The sequence below is a fragment of the Luteimonas pelagia genome (assembly GCF_054776035.1).
This window is the reverse complement of sequence record NZ_BAAHCG010000003.1, coordinates 509543-529705: the sequence shown is the minus strand read 5'-3', so window position 1 is coordinate 529705 and position 20163 is coordinate 509543. Positions and strand designations below refer to the sequence as shown.

19 protein-coding genes are annotated in these 20163 nt (G+C 72.1%); 10 read left to right on the top strand and 9 right to left on the bottom strand.

What is annotated here, in order from left to right:
- Positions 1-42: 42 nt before the first annotated feature.
- A complete protein-coding gene (locus ACYU7H_RS11385; protein ID WP_460814809.1) occupies positions 43-390 on the bottom strand; it encodes a hypothetical protein in 348 nt (115 codons plus the stop codon).
- A gap of 92 nt (positions 391-482) precedes the next feature.
- The gene (gene hrpB, locus ACYU7H_RS11380; RefSeq protein WP_460814807.1) at positions 483-2984 is read right to left on the bottom strand and encodes an ATP-dependent helicase HrpB; all 2502 of its coding nucleotides are present in this window, start codon (positions 2982-2984) and stop codon (positions 483-485) included.
- Positions 2985-3067: 83 nt separating this feature from the next.
- Between hrpB and ACYU7H_RS11375 the strand changes: the two genes are divergently transcribed.
- Entirely contained in the window at positions 3068-3862 is a 795-nt protein-coding gene (locus tag ACYU7H_RS11375; protein ID WP_460814806.1) for a TatD family hydrolase, read from the top strand.
- Between the two features lie 109 nt (positions 3863-3971).
- Here ACYU7H_RS11375 and ACYU7H_RS11370 read toward each other — a convergent pair whose 3' ends face one another.
- Both ACYU7H_RS11370 and ACYU7H_RS11365 read right to left on the bottom strand, forming a co-directional pair.
- A complete protein-coding gene (locus ACYU7H_RS11370) occupies positions 3972-4778 on the bottom strand; it encodes an ABC transporter permease (protein ID WP_460814804.1) in 807 nt (268 codons plus the stop codon).
- A 31-nt stretch (positions 4779-4809) separates the two neighbouring features.
- Complete coding sequence (locus tag ACYU7H_RS11365; RefSeq protein ID WP_460815050.1) at positions 4810-5751, bottom strand: ABC transporter ATP-binding protein; 942 nt, start codon at positions 5749-5751, stop codon at positions 4810-4812.
- Positions 5752-5945: 194 nt separating this feature from the next.
- On the opposite strand from ACYU7H_RS11365, the gene ACYU7H_RS11360 reads away from it, so the two are divergent.
- From ACYU7H_RS11360 to ACYU7H_RS11335, 6 genes are all read left to right on the top strand, one after another.
- Positions 5946-6710 (top strand): ferredoxin--NADP reductase, encoded by a 765-nt coding sequence (locus ACYU7H_RS11360; protein WP_460814803.1) that lies wholly within the window; start codon positions 5946-5948, stop codon positions 6708-6710.
- 126 nt (positions 6711-6836) lie between these two features.
- Positions 6837-7238, top strand: a complete 402-nt coding sequence (locus ACYU7H_RS11355; RefSeq protein WP_460814801.1) for a hypothetical protein — start codon at positions 6837-6839, stop codon at positions 7236-7238.
- Positions 7238-7438, top strand: a complete 201-nt coding sequence (locus ACYU7H_RS11350; protein ID WP_460814799.1) for a helix-turn-helix transcriptional regulator — start codon at positions 7238-7240, stop codon at positions 7436-7438. Before ACYU7H_RS11355 ends, ACYU7H_RS11350 begins: the two co-directional genes overlap by 1 nt.
- Positions 7435-8961 carry an alpha/beta fold hydrolase gene (locus ACYU7H_RS11345; RefSeq protein ID WP_460814797.1) on the top strand — a complete coding sequence of 509 codons (1527 nt, stop codon included), beginning with the start codon at positions 7435-7437 and terminating at the stop codon, positions 8959-8961. The genes ACYU7H_RS11350 and ACYU7H_RS11345 overlap by 4 nt, the downstream gene beginning before the upstream one ends.
- 1 nt (position 8962) lies before the next feature.
- Positions 8963-9709 (top strand): ABC transporter ATP-binding protein, encoded by a 747-nt coding sequence (locus ACYU7H_RS11340; RefSeq protein ID WP_460814795.1) that lies wholly within the window; start codon positions 8963-8965, stop codon positions 9707-9709.
- On the top strand, positions 9706-10890 hold the full coding sequence (locus ACYU7H_RS11335; RefSeq protein WP_460814794.1) for an ABC transporter permease: 1185 nt from the start codon (positions 9706-9708) through the stop codon (positions 10888-10890). The genes ACYU7H_RS11340 and ACYU7H_RS11335 overlap by 4 nt, the downstream gene beginning before the upstream one ends.
- Positions 10891-10964: 74 nt before the next feature.
- Here the strand turns inward: ACYU7H_RS11335 and ACYU7H_RS11330 are convergent, their stop codons facing one another.
- From ACYU7H_RS11330 to rpmH, 5 genes are all read right to left on the bottom strand, one after another.
- A complete protein-coding gene (locus ACYU7H_RS11330) occupies positions 10965-11975 on the bottom strand; it encodes an energy transducer TonB (RefSeq protein ID WP_460814792.1) in 1011 nt (336 codons plus the stop codon).
- Between the two features lie 107 nt (positions 11976-12082).
- Positions 12083-13438: a tRNA uridine-5-carboxymethylaminomethyl(34) synthesis GTPase MnmE gene (gene mnmE / locus ACYU7H_RS11325; RefSeq protein ID WP_460814790.1), complete on the bottom strand. Its 1356-nt coding sequence runs from the start codon at positions 13436-13438 to the stop codon at positions 12083-12085.
- A 74-nt stretch (positions 13439-13512) separates the two neighbouring features.
- A complete protein-coding gene (gene yidC, locus ACYU7H_RS11320; RefSeq protein WP_460814789.1) occupies positions 13513-15228 on the bottom strand; it encodes a membrane protein insertase YidC in 1716 nt (571 codons plus the stop codon).
- Positions 15225-15686, bottom strand: coding sequence for a ribonuclease P protein component (rnpA, locus tag ACYU7H_RS11315; protein ID WP_460814787.1), 462 nt, complete (start codon positions 15684-15686; stop codon positions 15225-15227). Before rnpA ends, yidC begins: the two co-directional genes overlap by 4 nt.
- Before the next feature lie 133 nt (positions 15687-15819).
- Positions 15820-15960: a 50S ribosomal protein L34 gene (rpmH, locus tag ACYU7H_RS11310; protein WP_057649007.1), complete on the bottom strand. Its 141-nt coding sequence runs from the start codon at positions 15958-15960 to the stop codon at positions 15820-15822.
- A 221-nt stretch (positions 15961-16181) separates the two neighbouring features.
- On the opposite strand from rpmH, the gene dnaA reads away from it, so the two are divergent.
- The 3 genes from dnaA to recF all read left to right on the top strand — a co-directional run bounded on the left by dnaA (position 16182) and on the right by recF (position 20102).
- Entirely contained in the window at positions 16182-17522 is a 1341-nt protein-coding gene (gene dnaA / locus ACYU7H_RS11305) for a chromosomal replication initiator protein DnaA (protein WP_460814786.1), read from the top strand.
- A 278-nt stretch (positions 17523-17800) separates the two neighbouring features.
- Entirely contained in the window at positions 17801-18898 is a 1098-nt protein-coding gene (gene dnaN, locus ACYU7H_RS11300) for a DNA polymerase III subunit beta (protein ID WP_460814784.1), read from the top strand.
- Positions 18899-18974: 76 nt separating this feature from the next.
- Entirely contained in the window at positions 18975-20102 is a 1128-nt protein-coding gene (recF, locus tag ACYU7H_RS11295) for a DNA replication/repair protein RecF (RefSeq protein ID WP_460814783.1), read from the top strand.
- Positions 20103-20163: the final 61 nt, after the last annotated feature.

The following is a 20163-nucleotide window of genomic DNA, read 5'->3' as shown; positions in this document are numbered from 1 at the left end:
CGGCGCGGGCCATCGGGGTGGCCCGCGCCGCCCGCTCGTGCGTCAGCGCTTGGCGGCGGCGCGGCGGGTGCGCGTGCTGCCCGTGCCGCGCTTGGCGTCGACGCGCTTGGTGCGCGAGCTGCCATTGCCCTCGTTGCCGGCCTCGGCCTTCTTCGCGCGGTGCCGCGCGGCCAGCAACAGGAGTCCGGCGCCCGCCGCCGCGGCGGCGAACGCCGCGGGATTGCGGCGCACGAACTTGCCGGCCAGGCGCGCGCCGGTCTTGACCGCACCCAGCTTGACGCCGGCATCGAGCCACTTGCCGGCACCGTCGGGCACGGCGTGGCGAAGGTTGTCGCCGACCTGGCTGACGAGTTCGAGCGCACGCTCGGGCAGCGAATCGAGTCTGCTCATTGGGACCTTCCGGTGGCACGGGGAGAGGGCCACGAGTGTCCGCACGCGTTCGTTGAAGCTGCGTGAGCGGGCGTGCGGCGGGCGTGCGGCGTTCAGCCGCCGCGCGGTTTCGCCCGGTGGGTGGCGCGGGCCGTCCACGGATCTTCCGGCCAGGGGTGCTTCGGGTAGCGCCCCTTCATTTCCTTCCTGACTTCGGGCCATGTGCGGTCCCAGAAGCCGCGCAGGTCGCGCGTCACCTGCAGCGGACGGCCGGCCGGCGACAGCAGGTGGAGCAGAAGCGGGACCCGCCCCTCGCAGACGCGCGGCGTTTCCGCCAGCCCGAACAGCTCCTGCAGCTTGACCGCCAGCACGGGCTCGCGCGGCGCATCGGCGCCGTCGTCCCACGCGTACTCGATGGCGCGCGCCTGGCCGGATGGCACGTCGATGCGCGGCGGGGCGAGCCGGTCGACCATGTCCCGCGCGGGCCAGTCGAGCAGCGCATGCAGCGCGTTCGCCAGCGCGGTGGCGTCGAGTGCGTCCCAGCGGGTCTTCCCGGCGAAGGCGGGCTGCAGCCAGTCCGCGCGCGCCTGCAGCAACGCCGCGTCGGACAGGTCGGGCAGGCCCGCGTCGGGACGCCACGCCCGCACGCAGCGCACGCGCGCGCGCCACTGCTCGAGCGCCCGCGTCCAGGGCAGGGCGGCGATGCCCAGCTCCGGCAGGGCATCGGTGAGTGCGCGCGCGGCCATGCCGGCATCGATGCGGCCGCCGGGACGGGCGTCCAGCACGATCGCGTCGAACCGGGATTCGCGACGCGCCACCAGGGCGCGCTGCGTCGCGTCCCAGCGCACGACGTCGCCTTCGTTGAAGCGGTCCGGGAAGTCGCGGCGCAGTCGCGCCTCGTCGACCGGCGCGCCGCGCAGGATCCGGCCGTCGCGCACCTCCAGGCGCAGCTCGGTCGCGACGAGCCAGGGCTCGCCGAACAGCGCGCTGTCGTCGGCCAGCCGCGCGGTCCGTCCGTTCGCCAGCTGGTATCGGTGCGGATCCGCCGGGTGCTGGCGCGCCACGCGGTCCGGCCAGCCGTGCGCGAGCAGGTCGCCGAGGGCGTGCGCGGGCACGCCGGACGGCGGCCGTGCATCGACCCGCACGCGCCGGCGCCACTGCGCGGCGGCCGCGTCGATCGCGGCGAGGGCGCCGCGGTGCGCGTCGGCCGGCGGGCGCCCGGCGCGGAAGGCGGCGAGCGCCTGCCACCGGGTGGCGAGGGCGTCGTCGCGGGCGCGCATCGGATCGCGTGCTTCGACCAGCGCGGCGAGATCGCACGCGAGTGCCCGTGCCGCAACCTCATCGGGCGCGAGCAGCATCGCCGCCAGGCGCGGGTGGGTGCCGAGCGCGAGCATCCGCCGCCCCAGGGGCGTGATCTGTCCGGACGCCAGCGCACCCAGCGAACCGAGCAGGTCGCGGGCGGCGGCGAGCGCACCGGGTGGCGGCGGATCCGGGAAACGCAGGTCGTCCGAGCCCCACGCGGCCAGTTCGAGCGCGAGGCCGGCCAGGTCGACCTGGGCGATCTCGGGGCGGCGCTGCGGTTCCAGTCGCTGGGACTGCGGCCAGAGACGGTAGGCCCAGCCGGGCGCGACGCGGCCCGCGCGGCCGGCACGCTGGTCGGCCGAGGCCTGCGACACCGGGACGACATCCAGCCGCGAGAACCCGGAGTTCGGATCGAAACGCGGCTCGCGCGCCAGTCCGGTGTCCACGACGACGCGCACGCCCGGCAGCGTGACGCTGGACTCGGCCACGTTGGTGGCGAGCACCACGCGGCGGTGGCCGTCCGCATGCGGCGCGAGCACGCGCGACTGGCGTTCGACCGGCAGCTCGCCATGCAGGTCGAGCACCTCGACGCCGTCGCCGGCCCCGGGTCCGAGCGTCGCATGCGCGCGATCGATCTCCCGGCGTCCGGGCAGGAACACGAGCACGTCGCCCGGATGGGCCTCCAGCGCATGCCGCACGGCACGCCGCACCTGGTGCTCGGCGGCCTCCTCGCGGCGCGCGGCGACGTGGGCCACGTCCACGGGGAAGGCGCGGCCTTCGCTCGAGATGCGCGGTGCGTCGAGGAACGCGGCCAGCCGTTCGCCGTCGAGCGTGGCCGACATCACGACGATCCGCAGGTCCGGACGGACCTGGGCCTGCACGTCGAGCGCCAGCGCCAGGCCGAGGTCGGCCGGCAGGTGGCGCTCGTGGAATTCGTCGAAGAGCAGGGCGCCGATTCCGTCGAGCATCGGATCGTCCTGCAGCATGCGGGTGAGGATGCCCTCGGTCACCACCTCGATGCGGGTGGCCGCGGACACCCGGCGCTCGAAGCGGATCCGGTAGCCGACCGTCGCGCCGACGTCCTCGCCCAGCTGCCGCGCCATGAACCCGGCCGCCGCGCGCGCCGCCACCCGGCGCGGTTCGAGCATCACGATGCGCCGCCCTTCGAGCCACGCCGCATCCAGCAGCGCGGGCGGCACGCGGGTGGTCTTCCCCGCGCCCGGCGGCGCCTCGAGCACCAGGCGCGGGTGGGCCGCAAGGCTGTCTCGGATCCCCGGCAGCAGCGGATCGATCGGGAAGGTCGGCCGGCTCATCGCGCAAAGGATAGGGGCCGACGGGCGGGATCCGGGCCTGTCGCGCCGACGCGGCCGGAACCCGCACCCTTAGAATCCGCGCCATGCAACTGATCGACATCGGCGCCAACCTCACCCACGACAGCTTCGACCACGACCGCGACGCGGTCATGCAGCGCGCCCGCGACGCGGGCGTGGTGCAGATGGTCGTCACCGGCGCCAGCCGCGCGCACTCGCCCATGGCACTGGACCTGGCGCGCGCCCACCCGGGCGAACTGTTCGCGACCGCCGGCGTGCACCCGCACCACGCGGTCGAATACACCGCCGAGTGCGACGCCGACATGCGCGCGCTGCACGCGCACCCGGAAGTGGTGGCGGTGGGCGAGTGCGGGCTGGACTATTTCCGCGACTTCTCGCCGCGCCCGGCGCAGCGCAGGGCGTTCGAGCGCCAGCTGGAGATCGCCGCGGACACCGGCAAGCCGGTGTTCCTGCACCAGCGCGACGCGCACGACGACTTCTTGGCGATCATGCGCGCCTTCGAGGGGCGGATCGGGCCGTCGGTGGTGCACTGCTTCACCGGCACGCGCGAGGAGCTGTTCGATTACCTGGACAACGACTGGCACGTCGGCATCACCGGCTGGCTGTGCGACGAGCGTCGTGGCCTGCACCTGCGCGAACTGGTCAAGTCGATCCCCGCCGGCCGGCTGATGGTCGAGACCGACGCGCCCTACCTGCTGCCGCGCACGGTGCGCCCGGCGCCGTCGCACCGCCGCAACGAGCCGATGTTCCTGGCGCACATCGTCGAGGAACTGGCCCGCGACCGCGGCGAGCCGGTGGACACCACGGCCGCGAACGCCACCGCCACGACACGCGCGTTCTTCCGCCTGCCAACGCCCTGAACACCTGTCGTCCCGAGCGAAGCGAGGGACCTGCTTCTTGCTTCGATCCAGGAGACGTGAAGCAGGTCCCTCGCTGCGCTCGGGACGACAGGGTCGCAGTTCGCGCGCGTCAGCTGCGCAGGCCGACGCCGCGGTGCAGGAGGGTCAGGCCGACCGCGGCCAGCACGACGACGAAGCCGATCATCAGCGCGAACGCCATGCCCAGCGGCACGTCGCTCACGCCAAGCAGGCCGTAGCGGAACGCGTTGACCATGTAGAAGATCGGGTTGGCGTGCGTCGCGGCCTCGGCCCACGGGGGCAGCAGCGAGACCGAATAGAACACGCCGCCCAGGTAGGTCAGCGGCGTGAGGATGAAGGTCGGCACGATCGCGATGTCGTCGAACTTCTTGGCGTACACGGCGTTGACGAAGCCCGCCAGCGCGAAGATCGTCGCGCCCAGCAGCACCGTCGCAAGCGTGACCAGCGGATGCGGGATGCGCACGGTGGTGAACAGCATCGCGATCAGCAGCACGATCACGCCGACCGCCAGGCCGCGCAGCACCGCGCCGGTCACGTAGCCGGCGAGGATCACCCAGCTCGGCATCGGGCTGACCAGCAGCTCCTCGACGTGGCGGCCGAACTTCGCGCCGAAGAAGCTCGAGGAAATGTTGCCGTAGCTGTTCTGGATGATGCTCATCATCACCAGGCCCGGCACGATGAAGTCCATGTAGCCGATGCCGTCCATGGTCCCGATGCGCGAGCCGATCAGGCCGCCGAAGATCAGGAAGTACAGCGTCATGGTGATCGCCGGCGGCACCAGGGTCTGGCCCCAGATGCGCAGGATGCGGGTGACCTCGCGGCGCACGATGGTGCCGAGCGCGACGAGGTGGCGGTGCGCGATGCGCTCGGGCGTGGCGGGCTGGGTGCTGGTGTCCATGCGGGTCATCGTGTCGTGGCGTCGGCGGCGGTCAGGCGGCCGGTTCCGGCGCGACCTGCGCGGTGCCGTCCTGCGCGCCCTCGCCGGTCAGGCGGACGAACAGCTCCTCGAGCCGGTTCGACTTGGTGCGCATCGAGCGCACGCGGATGCCGGCGGCGTCGAGCGCGGCGAACACGCGGTTGAGCTCCATCGCGCGCGGCATTTCCAGGTCGAGCGTGTGCGCGTCCAACGCGTGCAGCGCCGCGCCCTCGATCGCCGGCAGCGTCCCGGGCAGCGCGCCCTCGATGTCGAGCAGGAAGCCTTCGACGTCGAGCTTGGCCAGCAGCGACTTGATCGGCCCACGCTCGACGATCCGGCCCTGGTCGATGATCGCGAGGTTGCGGCACAGCTGCTCCGCTTCCTCCAGGTAGTGCGTGGTCAGGATGATCGTGGTGCCGGCGGCATTGATGTCGCGCAGCGTCTTCCACATGCCGCGGCGGATCTCGATGTCCACGCCGGCGGTCGGCTCGTCGAGGATCAGCAGGCGCGGGCGGGTCATCATGGCGCGCGCGATCATCAGCCGGCGCTTCATGCCGCCCGAGAGCGTGCGCGACATCCTGCGCGCCTTGTCCCACAGGTGCGCGGCGCGCAGTTCCTGCTCGGCGCGGCGCAGCGCCTCGTCGCGCGGGATGCCGTGGAAGCCCGCGTAGTTGACCAGGATGTCGAGCGGCTGCTCGAACATGTTGAAGTTGATCTCCTGCGGCACCAGCCCGACCATCCGCATCGCCGCGCCGCGCTCGCGCGCGATGTCGGTGCCGAAGATCCGCACCTCGCCCGAGCTCTTGTTCACCAGCGAGCTGGCCACGCCGATCAGGGTCGACTTGCCGGCGCCGTTCGGGCCGAGCAGGGCGTAGAAGTCGCCGGGCGCCACGTCGAGCGAGACGCCGCGCAGCGCGACAACGCCGTTGTCGTAGGTCTTGCGCAGGTCGCGGATCGACAGCGCCGCGGCGTCGTCGGCCGGGTCGGACGCCGGGGCGGGATGGTGCCGGGCCGCGGCGGCGGCCGGGCCCTTCGCGGGGTCGGGATGCATGCGGGGGGCGGTATGTGGCGGGAGGCGGGGCCAGGGGGCCGCGGCCGAGCCGTTAGTATAGGCGCCCCCCGGCCACCGCCCCGCCAGCGCCCTCCGACGTGCCCGTCCATTTCCCGCTCAAGCTGGTCGACCGACGCATGCTCGCGCCGACCGTCGCCCACCTGTCGTTCGTCCGCGACGACGGCCAGCCGCTCGACTACATCCCCGGGCAGTTCGTGCAGGTGCATTTCAGCTACGCGGACGGCACGCCGACCAAGCGCTCCTACTCGCTGGCCACCATCCACGACCACGCGATGGGCCCCGGCGAGGCGGTCGAGATCGCGGTGAGCTACGTCCCGGGGGGCGCGGCGACGGCCCTGTTCGAGGGCCTGGAAGCGGGCGACCGGGTCGACGCGAGCGGCCCGTACGGCCGCTTCTGCCTGATGCCGGCCGACGCCAACGCCCGCTACCTGCTGATCGGCACGGGCACGGGCGTGACGCCGTACCGCGCGATGCTGCCGCAGATCGAGGCGCTGATCGCCGAGCGCGGCCTGAGGGTCGTGTTGCTGTTCGGCGCGCGCACGCCTGAGGAGCTGCTGTACGGCGACGAGTTCCGCGCGTTCGCCGACCGGCATCCGGAGCACTTCCGGTTCGTGCCGTGCTTCTCGCGCGAGCTCCCGGCCGAAGGCTCGCCGCAGGCGCACGCGGACGTGCGGCGCGGTTACGTGCAGCAGTTCCTGGCCGAGTTCGCGCCCGACGCGGCCGGGGACATCGCGTACCTGTGCGGCAACCCGAACATGGTCGATGCCTGCTTCGAGGCGCTGAAGGGCGCGGGGCTCGAGGTGAAGCAGATCCGCCGCGAGAAGTACGTCAGCAGCAAGTAGCCGGCGAACGGGCCATGGATTCCCGCCTTCGCGGGGAATGACGGCGGCCGGGTGTAAAGGACGCTTGACATCACGGGGCCGGCCGCCCAGACTCCGTGTCAAGTTCACTTGACACCGGGGTCGCCCATGCGCGCCGTCGAGAAGCGCTACGTCCGCGAATTCATCCCCGCCATGGCGCTCTACGCGGTGATCGTCTTCGCCTGCGGCTGGGCCCTGAAGGGCCCCCTGGCCGGGGCCGAGCCACTGGTCAGGGGCCTCGTCAGCGTGCTGCCGCTGGCGCCCATCGCGCTGGTCCTGCGGGCGATCGTCCGGGTCATCCGCGACAGCGACGAGTTGCAGCGCCGGATCGACCTGGAGGCCATCGCCGTGGCCACGCTCGTGGTCGGCACCGGCTACTTCACGCTCGGGCTGATGGACGCCGCCGGCGTGATCGAGGTGCCGGGCGAGGTGGCGCTGCTCTGGGCGCTGCCGTTGCTGAGCCTGACTTACGGCATCTCGAAGCTGGTCGCCACGCGGCGCTATCGTTGATGGACAGCCGCGTGCGCGCGTTGCGGGAGGCGCGGGGATGGTCGCAGGCCCAGCTGGCCGACCGGCTGGACGTGTCCCGCCAGACGGTCAACGCCATCGAGACCGGCAAGTACGACCCGAGCCTGCCGCTGGCCTTCCGGCTGGCGCGCCTGTTCGGCGAACGCATCGAATCGATCTTCATCTACGGGGAAGAGGCATGAGAGCACGCAGGAAGCAGGGGCTGCCGGTCCTGGCGGTCCTTTCACTGGCGCTCGCCGGCTGCGGCGCCGGCGCGACGCCGGAGGCGGCGCCCGACGTCGAGCGCATCAACGGCGCGCTCCGCTACGGAGGGGTCGGGTTCGAGTCCTGCGCGCTGAGCGTGCCGCTCGGCGACGCGGTCGAGGCGCAGTGCGCCACCGTGCCGGTGCCGGAGGACCACGACGCGCCCGGGGGCCGGAAGATCGACCTGGCCGTCGCCTGGATCCCCGCCAGCGGCGAAGCCGAGGCGGATCCGGTGGTCTTCATCGCCGGCGGCCCGGGCCAGTCGGCGCTCGAGTCGTATCCGCTGGTGCACGCCGCCTTCAAGGACGTGCGCCGCAGTCGCCACGTCCTGCTGGTCGACGCGCGCGGCACGGGCGGGTCGCACCCGCTCGCCTGCACGGACGAACGCGGCGAGAACGCGTTCACCGATCCGGACCAGCAGACCGCGGAAGCCGCCCGCGCGTTCGCGGTGCGCTGCCGGGACCAGTTGTCCGCCACGGCGGACCTGCGCTTCTACGGCACCGCGGACCACGTGCGCGACCTCGACCACGTCCGTGCCCTGGTCGGCGCCCCGCGCATCAACCTGGTCGGGGTGTCCTACGGCACGCGGGTCGCGCAGCAGTACGCGGCGCACCACCCGGACCACGTCCGCACGGTGGTGCTCGACTCGGTCGTGCCGAACACGCTGGTCCTCGGCGCCGCCCACGCGCGCAACCTGCAGGACGCGCTCGACCGGTTGTTCGAGCGCTGCCGCGACGCATCGGCCTGCGTGGGCCAGCTCGGCGATCCGTCCGCCCACCTCGCGGCGCTGACCACGCGCCTGAAGGCGGGCAACCTCGTCCCGGTCGGTTACCGTGATCCGCTGACGGGCGAGTGGCGCGAGGAGGCGCCGCAGTACGGCCACCTGGTCGGGCTCCTGCGCATGTACGCGTACCAGCCCGCGGCGATGGCGACCCTGCCGCTGCTCCTGCACGAGGCTGCGGAGGGCAGATACCAGGCGATGCTCGCGCAGTCGCGCATGCTCACCGCGGACATCGGCGACATGATCATGCACGGCATGCAGCTGTCGGTGATGTGCACCGAGGACTTCCCGGAACTCGAAGCCCGGCCAGAAGACGCGGAGACCGTCCTGGGCAACGAGCTGGTCGATTACACGCGCGCGCAATGCGAGGTGTGGCCGGCCGGGCAGCGGGGCGACGACTTCCGCGAGCCGCTATCCACCGACGTGCCACTGTTGGCGATCAGCGGGCAGTTCGACCCGGTGACCCCGCCGCGCTATGGCGACGAGGTCGTCGAGACGCTCCCCAACGGCAGGCACCTCGTGCTGCCGGGCCAGGGCCACAGCGTGCTCGGCGCGGGCTGCATGCCGACGCTGTTCGCGCAGTTCGTGGAGAGCGCCGACGCCGCATCGCTCGACGCCGGCTGCCTGTCGCGCCTGCAACCGACACCGCCGTTCGCCGGCACCTACGGCTGGGAGCCCTGAGATGATCGAAGTCGAGAACCTGCACAAGACCTTCAAGGCGCGGACCGGCCCGGTGCACGCGGTGCGCGGCGTGGGCTTCACCGCGCGCGACGGCGAGATCACCGGACTGCTCGGGCCGAACGGCGCCGGCAAGACGACCACCCTGCGCATGCTCTACACGCTGATGTCGCCCGACCAGGGCAGCGTGCGCGTGGACGGGCTCGACCTGCGCACCCAGGCCACGCAGGCGCGCGGACGCCTCGGCGTGCTGCCGGACGCGCGCGGCGTCTACAAGCGGCTGACCGCGCGCGAGAACGTGGCCTACTTCGGGCGGCTGCACGGCCTGGACGACGCCACGATCGCCGAGCGCACGCGCACGCTCTCGGGTGCGTTGCAGATGGACGATTTCCTGGACCGCCGCACCGAGGGGTTCTCCCAGGGCCAGCGGACCAAGACCGCCATCGCCCGCGCGTTGGTGCACGCGCCGCGCAACGTCATCCTGGACGAGCCGACCAACGGGCTGGACGTGATGACCACCCGTGGCCTGCGCGAGTTCCTTCGCCGCCTGCGCGGCGAGGGTCGCTGCGTCATCTTTTCCAGCCACATCATGCAGGAGGTCGCCGCGCTGTGTGACCGCATCGTGGTGATCGCCGACGGCGAAGTGCGCGCGGAAGGCACGCCGGACGAGCTGCGCGCGCGCAGCGGCCACGACAACCTCGAGGACGCCTTCGTCCAGCTGATCGGCTCGGAGGAGGGCCTGCACGCATGAGCCGCAACGCCATCAACACCATCCTGACCGTCGCGCGGAAGGAGCTGCTCGACCTGTTCCGTGACCGCCGCACCGTGATGCTCGGCCTGCTGATGGGCCCGATCCTGCTGCCGGCGCTGATCCTCGGCATGGGCGCCATGGTGGAGAAGCGCATGCGCACGCAGCTGGAGACCACGCTGGAGCTCCCGATCGTCGGCGCGGACCTTGCGCCGAACCTCGTCGCCCACCTCTCGTCGCGGAACATCGAACCGATGGGTGCGCCGGACGACATCGACGGGCGCGTTCGCGACCAGACCCACGAGGTCGTGCTCGTCATCCCCGAGGCGTTCCCGGAACAGTGGCGCGGGAGCCGCAGCGCGGAAGTGGAACTCGTGCATGACAGTTCGCGGCGCGACTCCGACATCCCGGTCACCCGCGTGCGGTCGGCGCTCGAGGAGTACGGCCGGACCGTCGGCGCGCTGCGGGTGGTCACGCGCGGGATGAGCCCGGAGGCGATCGCCGCGGTTCGCATCGCGCAGCGCGACGTCGCCACCCCCGAGGCCAAGCGCGGCATGCTGCTGGCGTTCCTGCCCTACCTGCTGATCCTGTCGGCATTCCTCGGTGGTGCCTACCTGGTGATCGACGTCACCGCGGGCGAACGGGAGCGCCAGTCGCTCGAGCCGTTGCTGGCCACGCCGGCCGCGCGCGGCGCGATCATGAGCGGCAAGATCCTCGCCGCCTGCGCGTTCGGCATGCTGAGCCTGCTGCTGATCCTGCTGGCCTTCAAGATCAGCTTCATGTTCGCCCCGGGTGCGCTCGCCCGCGTGGACGTCTCGTGGCCGGTGATGGCGCAGCTGCTGCTGGTGCTGCTGGTGATGGTGCTCGTCGGCACCACGCTGCTCACGCTGATCGCCGCCAGCGTGAAATCGGTGAAGGAGGCGCAGAGCTACATGAGCGTGCTGATGCTGCTGCCGATCGTGCCCACGCTCATCCTGCTCGTGAACCCGCTGAAGAACGAGCCCTGGCAGTTCGCGGTGCCGTTCCTGGCGCAGAACCAGATGATCATGCAGCTGGTGCGCGGCGAGGCGATCGGCGCCCAGACGTGGGGGATCTACCTCGGTGCCGGATTCGGGCTCGGGCTGCTGCTGTGGCTGGCCGCGGCGCGCCTGTACCACCGAGAGAAGCTCGCGATCTCCGCCTGACGGCATGCCTCGGCGAAAAAAAGGAACGGCCCGGTTCGCACCGGGCCGTTCCGTTTCCGCGACGGTGCGCCGGATCAGTTCTGCGGCGCGAACTCGATCGTGCGGCGCGAGGTGATCGGCTCGGCCACCGGCTGGAAGCGCCAGCTGTTCACCGCGTCCAGCGCGGCGCGATCGAACACGCGGCGCGGGTTCGACCGCACGACGCGCGACGAGGTCACCGACCCGTTGGTGCCGACGGTGAACTCCACCTGCACCTCGCCGGACTGCCGGTTGCGATAGGCCTCCACGGGGAAGCTCGGCGCCGGCGTGCTCACGGCCACCAGTTCGGTGTTGGCCGGGCGCGACGGCGCGGCTTGGGTGGGCGCCGGCGGCGGCTGCGCCGCGGCCTGCTGCTGCGCCCGGGCCGCCGCGGCCGCCTCGGCCTGGCGACGCTCCTCGGCTTCGCGCGCGGCCTGCTGCTGCGCGGCCAGTTCCGCGGCGGCCCGCTGCTGCGCGGCCTCCTGCTCCCGCTGGCGTTCGGCCTGGACCTCGGCCTGGCGACGGTCCTCCTCCTCGCTCCGGGCCTCCTCGGCTTCGGCGCGCTGCGCGACCTCGGCCTGCGCGTCGGCGATCGACTGGCGCAGGCGCGGCAGCGCGGGCGCGTCGGCGTCGGCCTTCTCCATCAGCGCGTACAGGCGCTGGGCCTCGGCGAAATCCTCGCGGCCGATGCTCTGCTCGGTGGCGATGAGCGTGTAGGGCATCAGGTCGGTCAGGGCGCTGGCGACGGCGGGATCCTCGGGCTGCTTGTCGCGCAGCGCCAGGTAGTACTCGACCGCGTTGTCGCCCGCGGGGGCGTACAGGCGCTGTTCGCGCAGGGCGACGCTGGCCGCTTCGCGCAGTTCCTCGGGCGACATCGCGGCGACGGTGTCGGACACCGCTTGGGGCGGCGCCTCGCTGGCGGCCTGGTCGGCGGTGGCCGCCTGGCCATCCTGCGCGGCCTGGCCGTCCTCGTCCTTGCCGCAGGCTGCGATGGCCAGCGCGAGCACGGCGACCGCGCACAGGCGCCCCGTGGCGCGGGCGCGCGATTCAGGTTTCACAACGGACATCTGGTTCTTCTCCCCTGGTGTCGTGCGCCCCCGGCACACGGACGCCTAGTTGAGGCGCCAGCGTCGGCCGTTGTCAACCGCCGGCCCCGTTGTGGGCCGCGGCCGCGTCACTTGCCGATGCAGAAACGGGAGAACACCTCGCCGAGCAGGGCATCGGGAAGCATGCGCCCGGTGAGCTCGCCGAGCGCGTCGTGGGCGTCGCGCAGGGCCTCGGCCGCGAGTTCGAGCGCGTCGTCGTCGAGATGGGCGCGCGCGGCGCCTGCGGCGGCGGCCGCACGTCGCAGTGCATCCACGTGGCGGGCGCGGGCGCTGAAGCCGCCGTCCTGCCCCTCGCCCACGGATCCGCCGGCCAGCGCATGCAGCGCCTCGCGCACCGCGGGCAGGCCGAGGCCGGTGCGCGCGGACACGAACAGCGCCCCCGGACCGGCGTCCGCACCGTCCGGCACGTCGAGCAGGTCCGCCTTGTTGTGCAGCCACAGCGTGGCCGGCACGTCGTGGATGGCATCGCCGACCGCGGCGCGCGCGGCGGCGGGCTCGCGTGCGTCCAGCACCACGATCGCCAGGTCCGCGCGGGCGAGTTCCAGCCGGGCGCGCCGCATGCCCTCCCGCTCGATCGCGTCGCCGCCCGCGCGCAGTCCCGCGGTATCGACGAGCGTCAGTTCGACGCCTTCGATGCGCACCGACTCGACGAGCAGGTCCCGGGTGGTCCCCGCGATGTCGGTGACGATCGCGCGCTCGTCGCCGGCGAGCGCGTTGAGCAGTGAACTCTTGCCCGCGTTGGGCGGGCCGACGATCACCGCGTGCAGGCCGTCGCGCAGGCGGCGGCCCTGCCGTGCCTCCGCCTCGAGGGAATCCAGTCCGGTGAGCACGTCGTCGAGGCGCGCGCGCAGGGCATCGCCGCCCAGTGTCTCGAGCGGCTCGTCGGCGAAATCGATGGCGGCCTCGGCGTGCACGCGGATGCCGACGAGCGCCTCGGCCAACGCGCCGGCGCGGTGGGAGAACACGCCGTCCAGCGATCGCCGCGCGGCGCGCGCGGCGCGCACGTCGGTCGCCGCGACCAGGTCGGCGATCGCCTCCGCCTGCAGCAGGTCGAGCTTGCCGTTGAGGTAGGCGCGTTCGCTGAACTCGCCGGGTCGCGCGTGCCGCGCGCCGAGCGCGCAGCATTCGGCGACGATCTGCTGCAGCAGGACCGGACTGCCGTGCGCCTGCAGTTCCACCACGTCCTCGCCGGTGAAACTCGCCGGCGCGTCGAAGGCGATCGCGATGCCGTCGTCGAGCACCGCGCCGTCCCCGTCGCGAAGACGCACGTGGTGGGCATGGCGCGTGCGCAGCGCCCGGCCGCACAGCCGCTCGGCGATCGCGCGGCTGCCCGGACCGGACAGCCTCACCACGCCCACGCCGCCCGCGCCCGGGGGCGTGGCGATCGCGGCGATGGTGTCGCTTGCGGGCTGGGGTGTGTCCATGGCTGATGGGTCGATGGCGTGCCGGGCCTCCCGTCCGGGACGCCCGCCCGCCGCGTCCCGCCCGGACGGCGGGATCAGGCCTTGCGGGCCGCCGGCGCGTCGCCGAACCGGCGGATGTTCCACCACTGCTGCAGCAGGCCGAGCGCGCCGTTGGTCACCCAGTAGAGCACCAGGCCCGCCGGGAAGAAGACCATCAGCACGCCGAACACCAGCGGCATCATCTGCATCATCTTCTTCTGCATCGGGTCCATGCCCGGCGTCGGGGTCAGCTTCTGGGTGAACCACATCACCGCGATGTTGACCACCGGAAGGATGAAGAACGGATCCGGCGCGGTGAGGTCGTCGACCCAGCCCGGGATCCACACGGCCTGGCGCAGCTCGACGGACTCGAGCAGCACCCAGTACAGCGCCAGGAACACCGGGATCTGCAGGAGGATCGGCAGGCAGCCGCCGACCGGGTTGATCTTCTCCTTCTTGTACAGCTCCATCAGCGCCATCTGGAACTTCTGGCGGTCGTCGCCATAGCGCTCCTTGAGCTGCTCGACGCGCGGCTGGAACTTGCGCATGCGCGCGGCCGACTTGTACTGGGCCGCCGACAGCGGATACAGCAGCAGCTTGATGATCACCACGAGCAGGACGATCGCCCAGCCCCAGTTCTTGGTGATCTCGTGCAATTGCGCGAGCAGCCAGGCGATCGGCTTGGCGAGGAATGTGAACACGCCATAGTCGAGGGTCAGGCCCAGCCCCGGCGCGACGTCGTCCAGCCGGTCCTGCAGCTTGGGGCCCACCCACAGGCGGGCCGTGGTCTGGGCCGTCTGCCCGGGCGCGACGGCGACCGACGGGCCGACGGCGCGCACCAGGTACCGCGGATCGCCCTGGCCCTGCACGGTCGCCAGCGAATACGTGGCGGTGGAGGACGGATCCGGGATCCACGCCGCGAAGAAGTAGTGCTGCAGCAGGCCGAGCCAGCCACCCTGGACCGTCCGGTCGAGCGGGCCGTCGTCGGCGAAGTCGCCGTAGTCGCGCTTCTCGTACTTCTCCTCGGGGCTGTACCACGCCGCGCCGGTGAAGCTGAAGGACTCGGGATTGGTGAAGCCGCGTTCCTTCGGCGGCGGGTCGCGCAGCAACTGGCGGTAGACGTGGCCGTTCCAGGCCGCGGTGCCACCGTTGGCGATCTCGTCGCGGACGGTGATCGCGTAGTCGTTGCGCGACAGCGTGTACGTGCGTCGGATCGTCACCCCGTCCGGGCCCGTCCACACGAAGGGCACCTCGACCTGCATGCCACCGCGCGGCAGGGCGTACGCACGCTGCGTTCCCTCCGGCACGAAGCCCTCGAGATGGTTGGGCGCGGGACCGTCGGCGCGCACCCAGCCGCTCTGCGCGACGAAGTAGCCGTCGGCCTCGGGGGTGAACAGCTGGACGGGCGGGCTGCCGTCGTCGGTGGTTCGCGGGTAGCGCCGCAGCTCGGCGCTGCGGACCGTGCCCCCGTCGAGGACCACGCGCAGCACGTCGGTGGTGACGGTGATCGCGTCGGTCGACGGCGACGCACCGACCGAGGGCGCCGCGGGCGTGGCCGACGGCACGGTGCCGGCGGGCGCGGCGGGGACCGGTGCGGAGGGCAGGGTCGCGGCATCCGGCACCGTGCCGTCGGCCGGGGACGCCGGCGTGCCGGTCGTCGCGGCGGTGTCGGGCGTGGCGGCCGGCGCCTCGCGTTCGCCCTGCCACTCCATCCACAGGAGCATGGCCACCATCAGCCAGGCGAAGATCAGGAAGGCGCGGGTCTGGTTCATCGGCGTGCGGGATCCGGGGGCAGGCGCGACCGGCCGGCGCGCGCATCGGGCGGCGCGGCGGGGTCGTTCGGGGAGCCGGGCATTGTGCCGGCAGCGTCCGGTGGGGGCAACGCGCCGAGCCGGCGCAGCGCGGAATCGAAGGCCTCGCGGAGGACGCCGGCCTCGGCGCGGGCGGCCGCGGCGCGCGCGACCACCACGTAGCTGCCGGGTGCGAGTTGCGCGCGCGCGCGCCGGAAGGCGTCGCGCACGATGCGCTTGATGCGGTTGCGGCCCACAGCCCGGGGATCCACCTTGCGCGAGACGGCCAATCCCAGCTTCGGCGGGACCTCCCCGCGCAACCAGTGCACCGCGAGCAGCGGCGTGGCGCCGCGGCGTCCTCCGGAAAAGACGCGATCGAACTCCGCGCGCGCGAGCACGCGGGCCGACCGCGGGAAGCGCTCATCCACGGTGTCGGTCACGGGCGTCGGGTTGCTGGGCGCGGGTCCGCAGGCGTCGGGACCCTGCGCGGGCACCCGGGTGGCCGGGTGCGGAGGCGTCGCGTTGGCCGGTGCGGGCGCGTGGCGCTGACCGGTCACGACATGTCGCGAACGCTCAGGCGCTCAGGCGCTTGCGGCCCTTGGCGCGGCGGCGGGCCAGCACCTTGCGGCCGTCGGCGGTCTTCATGCGCGCACGGAAGCCGTGGTCGCGCTTGCGCTTGAGGTTGCTGGGCTGGTAGGTGCGCTTGGTGGCCATGGTCAGGCTCGTGCGGTCTGGCGACGGAAAAGACTTTCAATTCTAGCTGTCCGTCGGCAAACGGGTCAAGCCGCGCCGGCTCGGCCGGCCTGGGCCGGGCCGGGCGGCCTGCGGTCCCGCGGGGGCTGCATGCTAGTCTGGCCGGCCTCCGCACCCCCGCCCTCCCCGCGCGCCAGCCATGGTGCGCGGCACGGGCACGCCACCCCGAGATCCCCCCGCCGATGGACGCCTGGCCCCGCTGCCTCGAACGCCTCGAAGCCGAGCTGCCGGCCGAGGACGTCCACACCTGGCTCAAGCCGTTGCAGGCCGCGAACCGCGACGACCGGCTCGTCCTCTACGCCCCGAACGCGTTTGTGATGCAGGAGGTGCGCGACCGGTACCTGGCGCGGATCCGGGAGCTGCTCGCGCATTTCGCGGGCGCGGGCGACGTGAGCCTGGAGATCGGGTCATTGCCGCGCGCGGTGGCACCGGCCGGCGCGTCCCCGGCCACGGGAAGCGAGCCGGCGGGTGCGGCCCTTCCAGCCGAACCGTTCCAGGGCAACCTGGACAGCCACTACACCTTCGAGAACTTCGTCGAGGGCCGGAGCAACCAGCTCGGCCGCGCGGCGGCGTGGCAGGCGGCGCAGCACCCGGGCGACCGGGCGCACAATCCACTGCTTCTGTACGGCGGCACCGGCCTGGGCAAGACCCACCTGATGTTCGCGGCCGGCAACGCGATGCGCGCCGCCAATCCGGCGATGCGCATCCTGTACCTGCGCAGCGAACAGTTCCTGGCCGCGCTCATGAAGGCGCTGCAGGACAAGGCGAACGGCATGGCCGCGTTCAAGCGGCAGTTCCAGCAGGTCGATGCCCTGCTGATCGACGACATCCAGTTCTTCGCCGGCAAGGACCGCACGCAGGAGGAGTTCTTCCATACCTTCAATGCGCTGATCGACGGGCGCCAGCAGATCATCCTGACCTGCGACCGGTTCCCGCGCGAGGTCGAGGGCCTCGAGCCGAGGCTCAAGTCGCGGCTGGGGTGGGGCCTGTCGGTGGCGATCGACCCACCGGACTTCGAGACGCGCGCCCAGATCGTGCTGTCGAAGGCCGCCGAGCGCGGCGCGGCGATCCCGGAGGAAGTGGCCTTCCTGCTGGCCAAGAAGATGCGCTCCAACGTGCGTGAGCTCGAGGGCGCGCTGAACACCCTGGCGGCCCGGGCGAACTTCACCGGACGCACCATCACCACCGAGTTCGCGCAGGAGACGCTGCGCGACCTGCTGCGCGCGCAGCAGCAGGCCATCGGCATCCCCAACATCCAGAAGACCGTGGCAGACTACTACGGCCTCCAGATCAAGGACCTGCTGTCCAAGCGGCGCACGCGCTCGCTCGCGCGCCCGCGGCAGGTGGCGATGGCCCTTGCGAAGGAGCTGACCGAGCACAGCCTGCCGGAGATCGGCGACGCGTTCGCCGGCCGTGACCACACCACGGTGCTGCACGCCTGTCGCCAGGTGCGCCACCTGATGGAAACCGACGGCAAGCTGCGCGAGGACTGGGAGAAACTGATCCGCAAGCTGAGCGAATGAGCCTGCCGGATCGATGGGGACAGGTTGTGGACAACCCGGGCGCGGTGGTTCGAGGCGGCAAACGATCCACAGGCTGTCCAGAGCCGGGATGCGGTTTTTCCACCCGGTTGAACGGCAGATAAACGTTTCAGTTTCAATGTGTTGCGACTGTTTTCACCAGATTCCGGCGACACCATCACCACCCAGCTTTTGATTTATCCATCTTCCAAGAGCCTGGGGCCACGCGTCCCGCGAGCCCGGGCCGACACGGGGACAGCACGGTCCAACAAGGGGTCCGCATGCGCTTCAGCCTGCAACGCGAAGTCTTCCTGAAACCGCTGGCCCAGGTGGTCAATGTCGTCGAACGGCGACAGACCCTGCCGGTGCTCGCGAACCTCCTGGTGCAGGTGGCCGATGGCCAGCTGTCGTTGACGGGTACCGACCTCGAGGTCGAGATGGTGTCGCGGCAGGCGGTCGACGACGCGAAGGACGGCGAGACCACCATCCCGGCCCGCAAGCTGTTCGACATCGTCCGGGCCCTGCCCGACGGCAGCAAGGTCACGGTGAGCCAGTCGGGAGACAAGGTCACCGTCCAGGCGGGCCGCAGCCGGTTCACCCTTGCCAGCCTGCCGGCGAACGACTTCCCGTCGATCGACGAGGTGGAGGCGACCGAGCGGGTCGCGGTGTCCGAGGCGGCGCTGAAGGAGCTGATCGAACGCACCGCGTTCGCGATGGCGCAGCAGGACGTCCGCTACTACCTCAACGGCCTGCTGCTGGACCTGCGCGGCGAGACCCTGCGCTGCGTGGCCACCGATGGCCACCGCCTGGCGCTGTGCGAGGCGGCGCTGGAGGGCGACGGCGGCAAGCGCCAGATCATCGTGCCGCGCAAGGGCGTCACCGAACTGCAGCGCCTGCTCGAGGGGGGCGACCGCACGCTGGACCTGGAGATGGGCCGCAACCACATCCGGATCCGTCGCGACGATGTCACCTTCACCAGCAAGCTGATCGACGGCCGGTTCCCGGACTACGAGGCGGTGATCCCCATCGGCGCCGACCGCGAGGTCAAGGTCGACCGGGAGGTCCTGCGCGCGGCCCTGCAGCGTGCGGCGATCCTCTCGAACGAGAAGTACCGGGGCGTCCGCGTCGAGGTGTCGCCCGGGCAACTGAAGATCAGCGCGCACAACCCGGAGCAGGAAGAGGCGCAGGAGGAGATCGAGGCCGACACCCGGGTCGACGACCTGGCGGTCGGCTTCAACGTGAACTACCTGCTGGAGGCGCTGACGGCACTGCGCGACGAGCATGTGGTGATGCAGCTTCGGGATGCCAACTCCTCCGCCCTCGTCCGCGAGTCCGGCAGCGAGCGGTGCCGGCACGTGGTGATGCCGCTGCGCCTGTGACACCTCGGGCGCCCGTTCCACGTGGAACCTCGAACGCCCGGCCCCGGCCGGGCGTTCTGCCATCCGGGGCCTGCACGTGCGACTGAGCCGGGTCCGGGTCGATGGCCTGAGGCAGCTGCGCGACGTGGAATGGCTGCCGGCGCCGGGGATCAACGTCCTCACCGGCGACAACGGCGCGGGCAAGACCAGCCTGGTCGAGGCGGTCCACCTGATGGCGTACGGACGGAGCTTCCGGGGCCGGGTCCGGGACGGCCTGGTGGGGCGGGAGCGCGAGGCGGTGGAGGTTTTCGTCGAGTGGACCGACGAATCCGTCGCGCCGGCACGCCAGCACCGGGCCGGGATGCGCCATACGGGACAGGCGTGGGAGGGGCGTGTTGATGGTGAGCGCGTGGATTCGCTCGGCGACCTCTGTTCCGCGCTGTCGGTGGTGACGTTCGAACCCGGAAGCCACGTCCTGGTCTCGGGCGGAGGCGAACCACGCCGGCGCCAGCTCGACTGGGGGCTGTTCCACGTGGAACCCGGCTTCCTGGACCTGTGGCGCCGCTATGCGCGCGCCCTGCGACAGCGGAACAGCGTGCTCAAGCTCGGTCGGCGCGATGGCCAGCTCGACGCGTGGGACCATGAGCTCGCGATGGCCGGGGAACCGCTGGCCGCGGCGCGGGCCCGCTACCTGGAGGCCCTTTCACCCCATCTGGAAGCCCTGGTCCGCGACTTCATGCCCGAAGCGGGTGCCGCCAGCCTGGAGGCGAATTCCGGCTGGCGGGACGGCGAGATGCCCCTGGCCGACGCCCTCCTGCTCGCACGGGAGCGCGACCTGGCTTCCGGGCACACCTCGGCCGGGCCACACCGCGGGGACTGGAGGATCCACCACGAGTGCCTTCCCGGTCGCGACACGCTGTCGCGCGGCCAGGCCAAGCTGACGGCCCTTGCATTCCTCCTTGCACAGGCGAGGCACCAGGCCGCGCTCACGGGAGGCTGGCCGGTGGTGGCCTTGGACGACCTCGCATCCGAGTTGGACAGGACGCACCAGGCGCACGTGCTCGACATGCTCACCCGAAGCGGCGCCCAGGTGCTGGTCACCGGGACGGAGCCGCCCGCGCCCTTGCGCGGCGGCGCATCGGGCGTTTCGTGGTTCCACGTGGAACAGGCGCGGCTGACCGGTCCCCTGGCGGATGCACCGCCGCCCACCGATCGGACGCGCTGACCCGACCAACGCCGGTGGGGTTGGTATACTGGCGGGTATCCATAGCTAATGAGTCTCGACC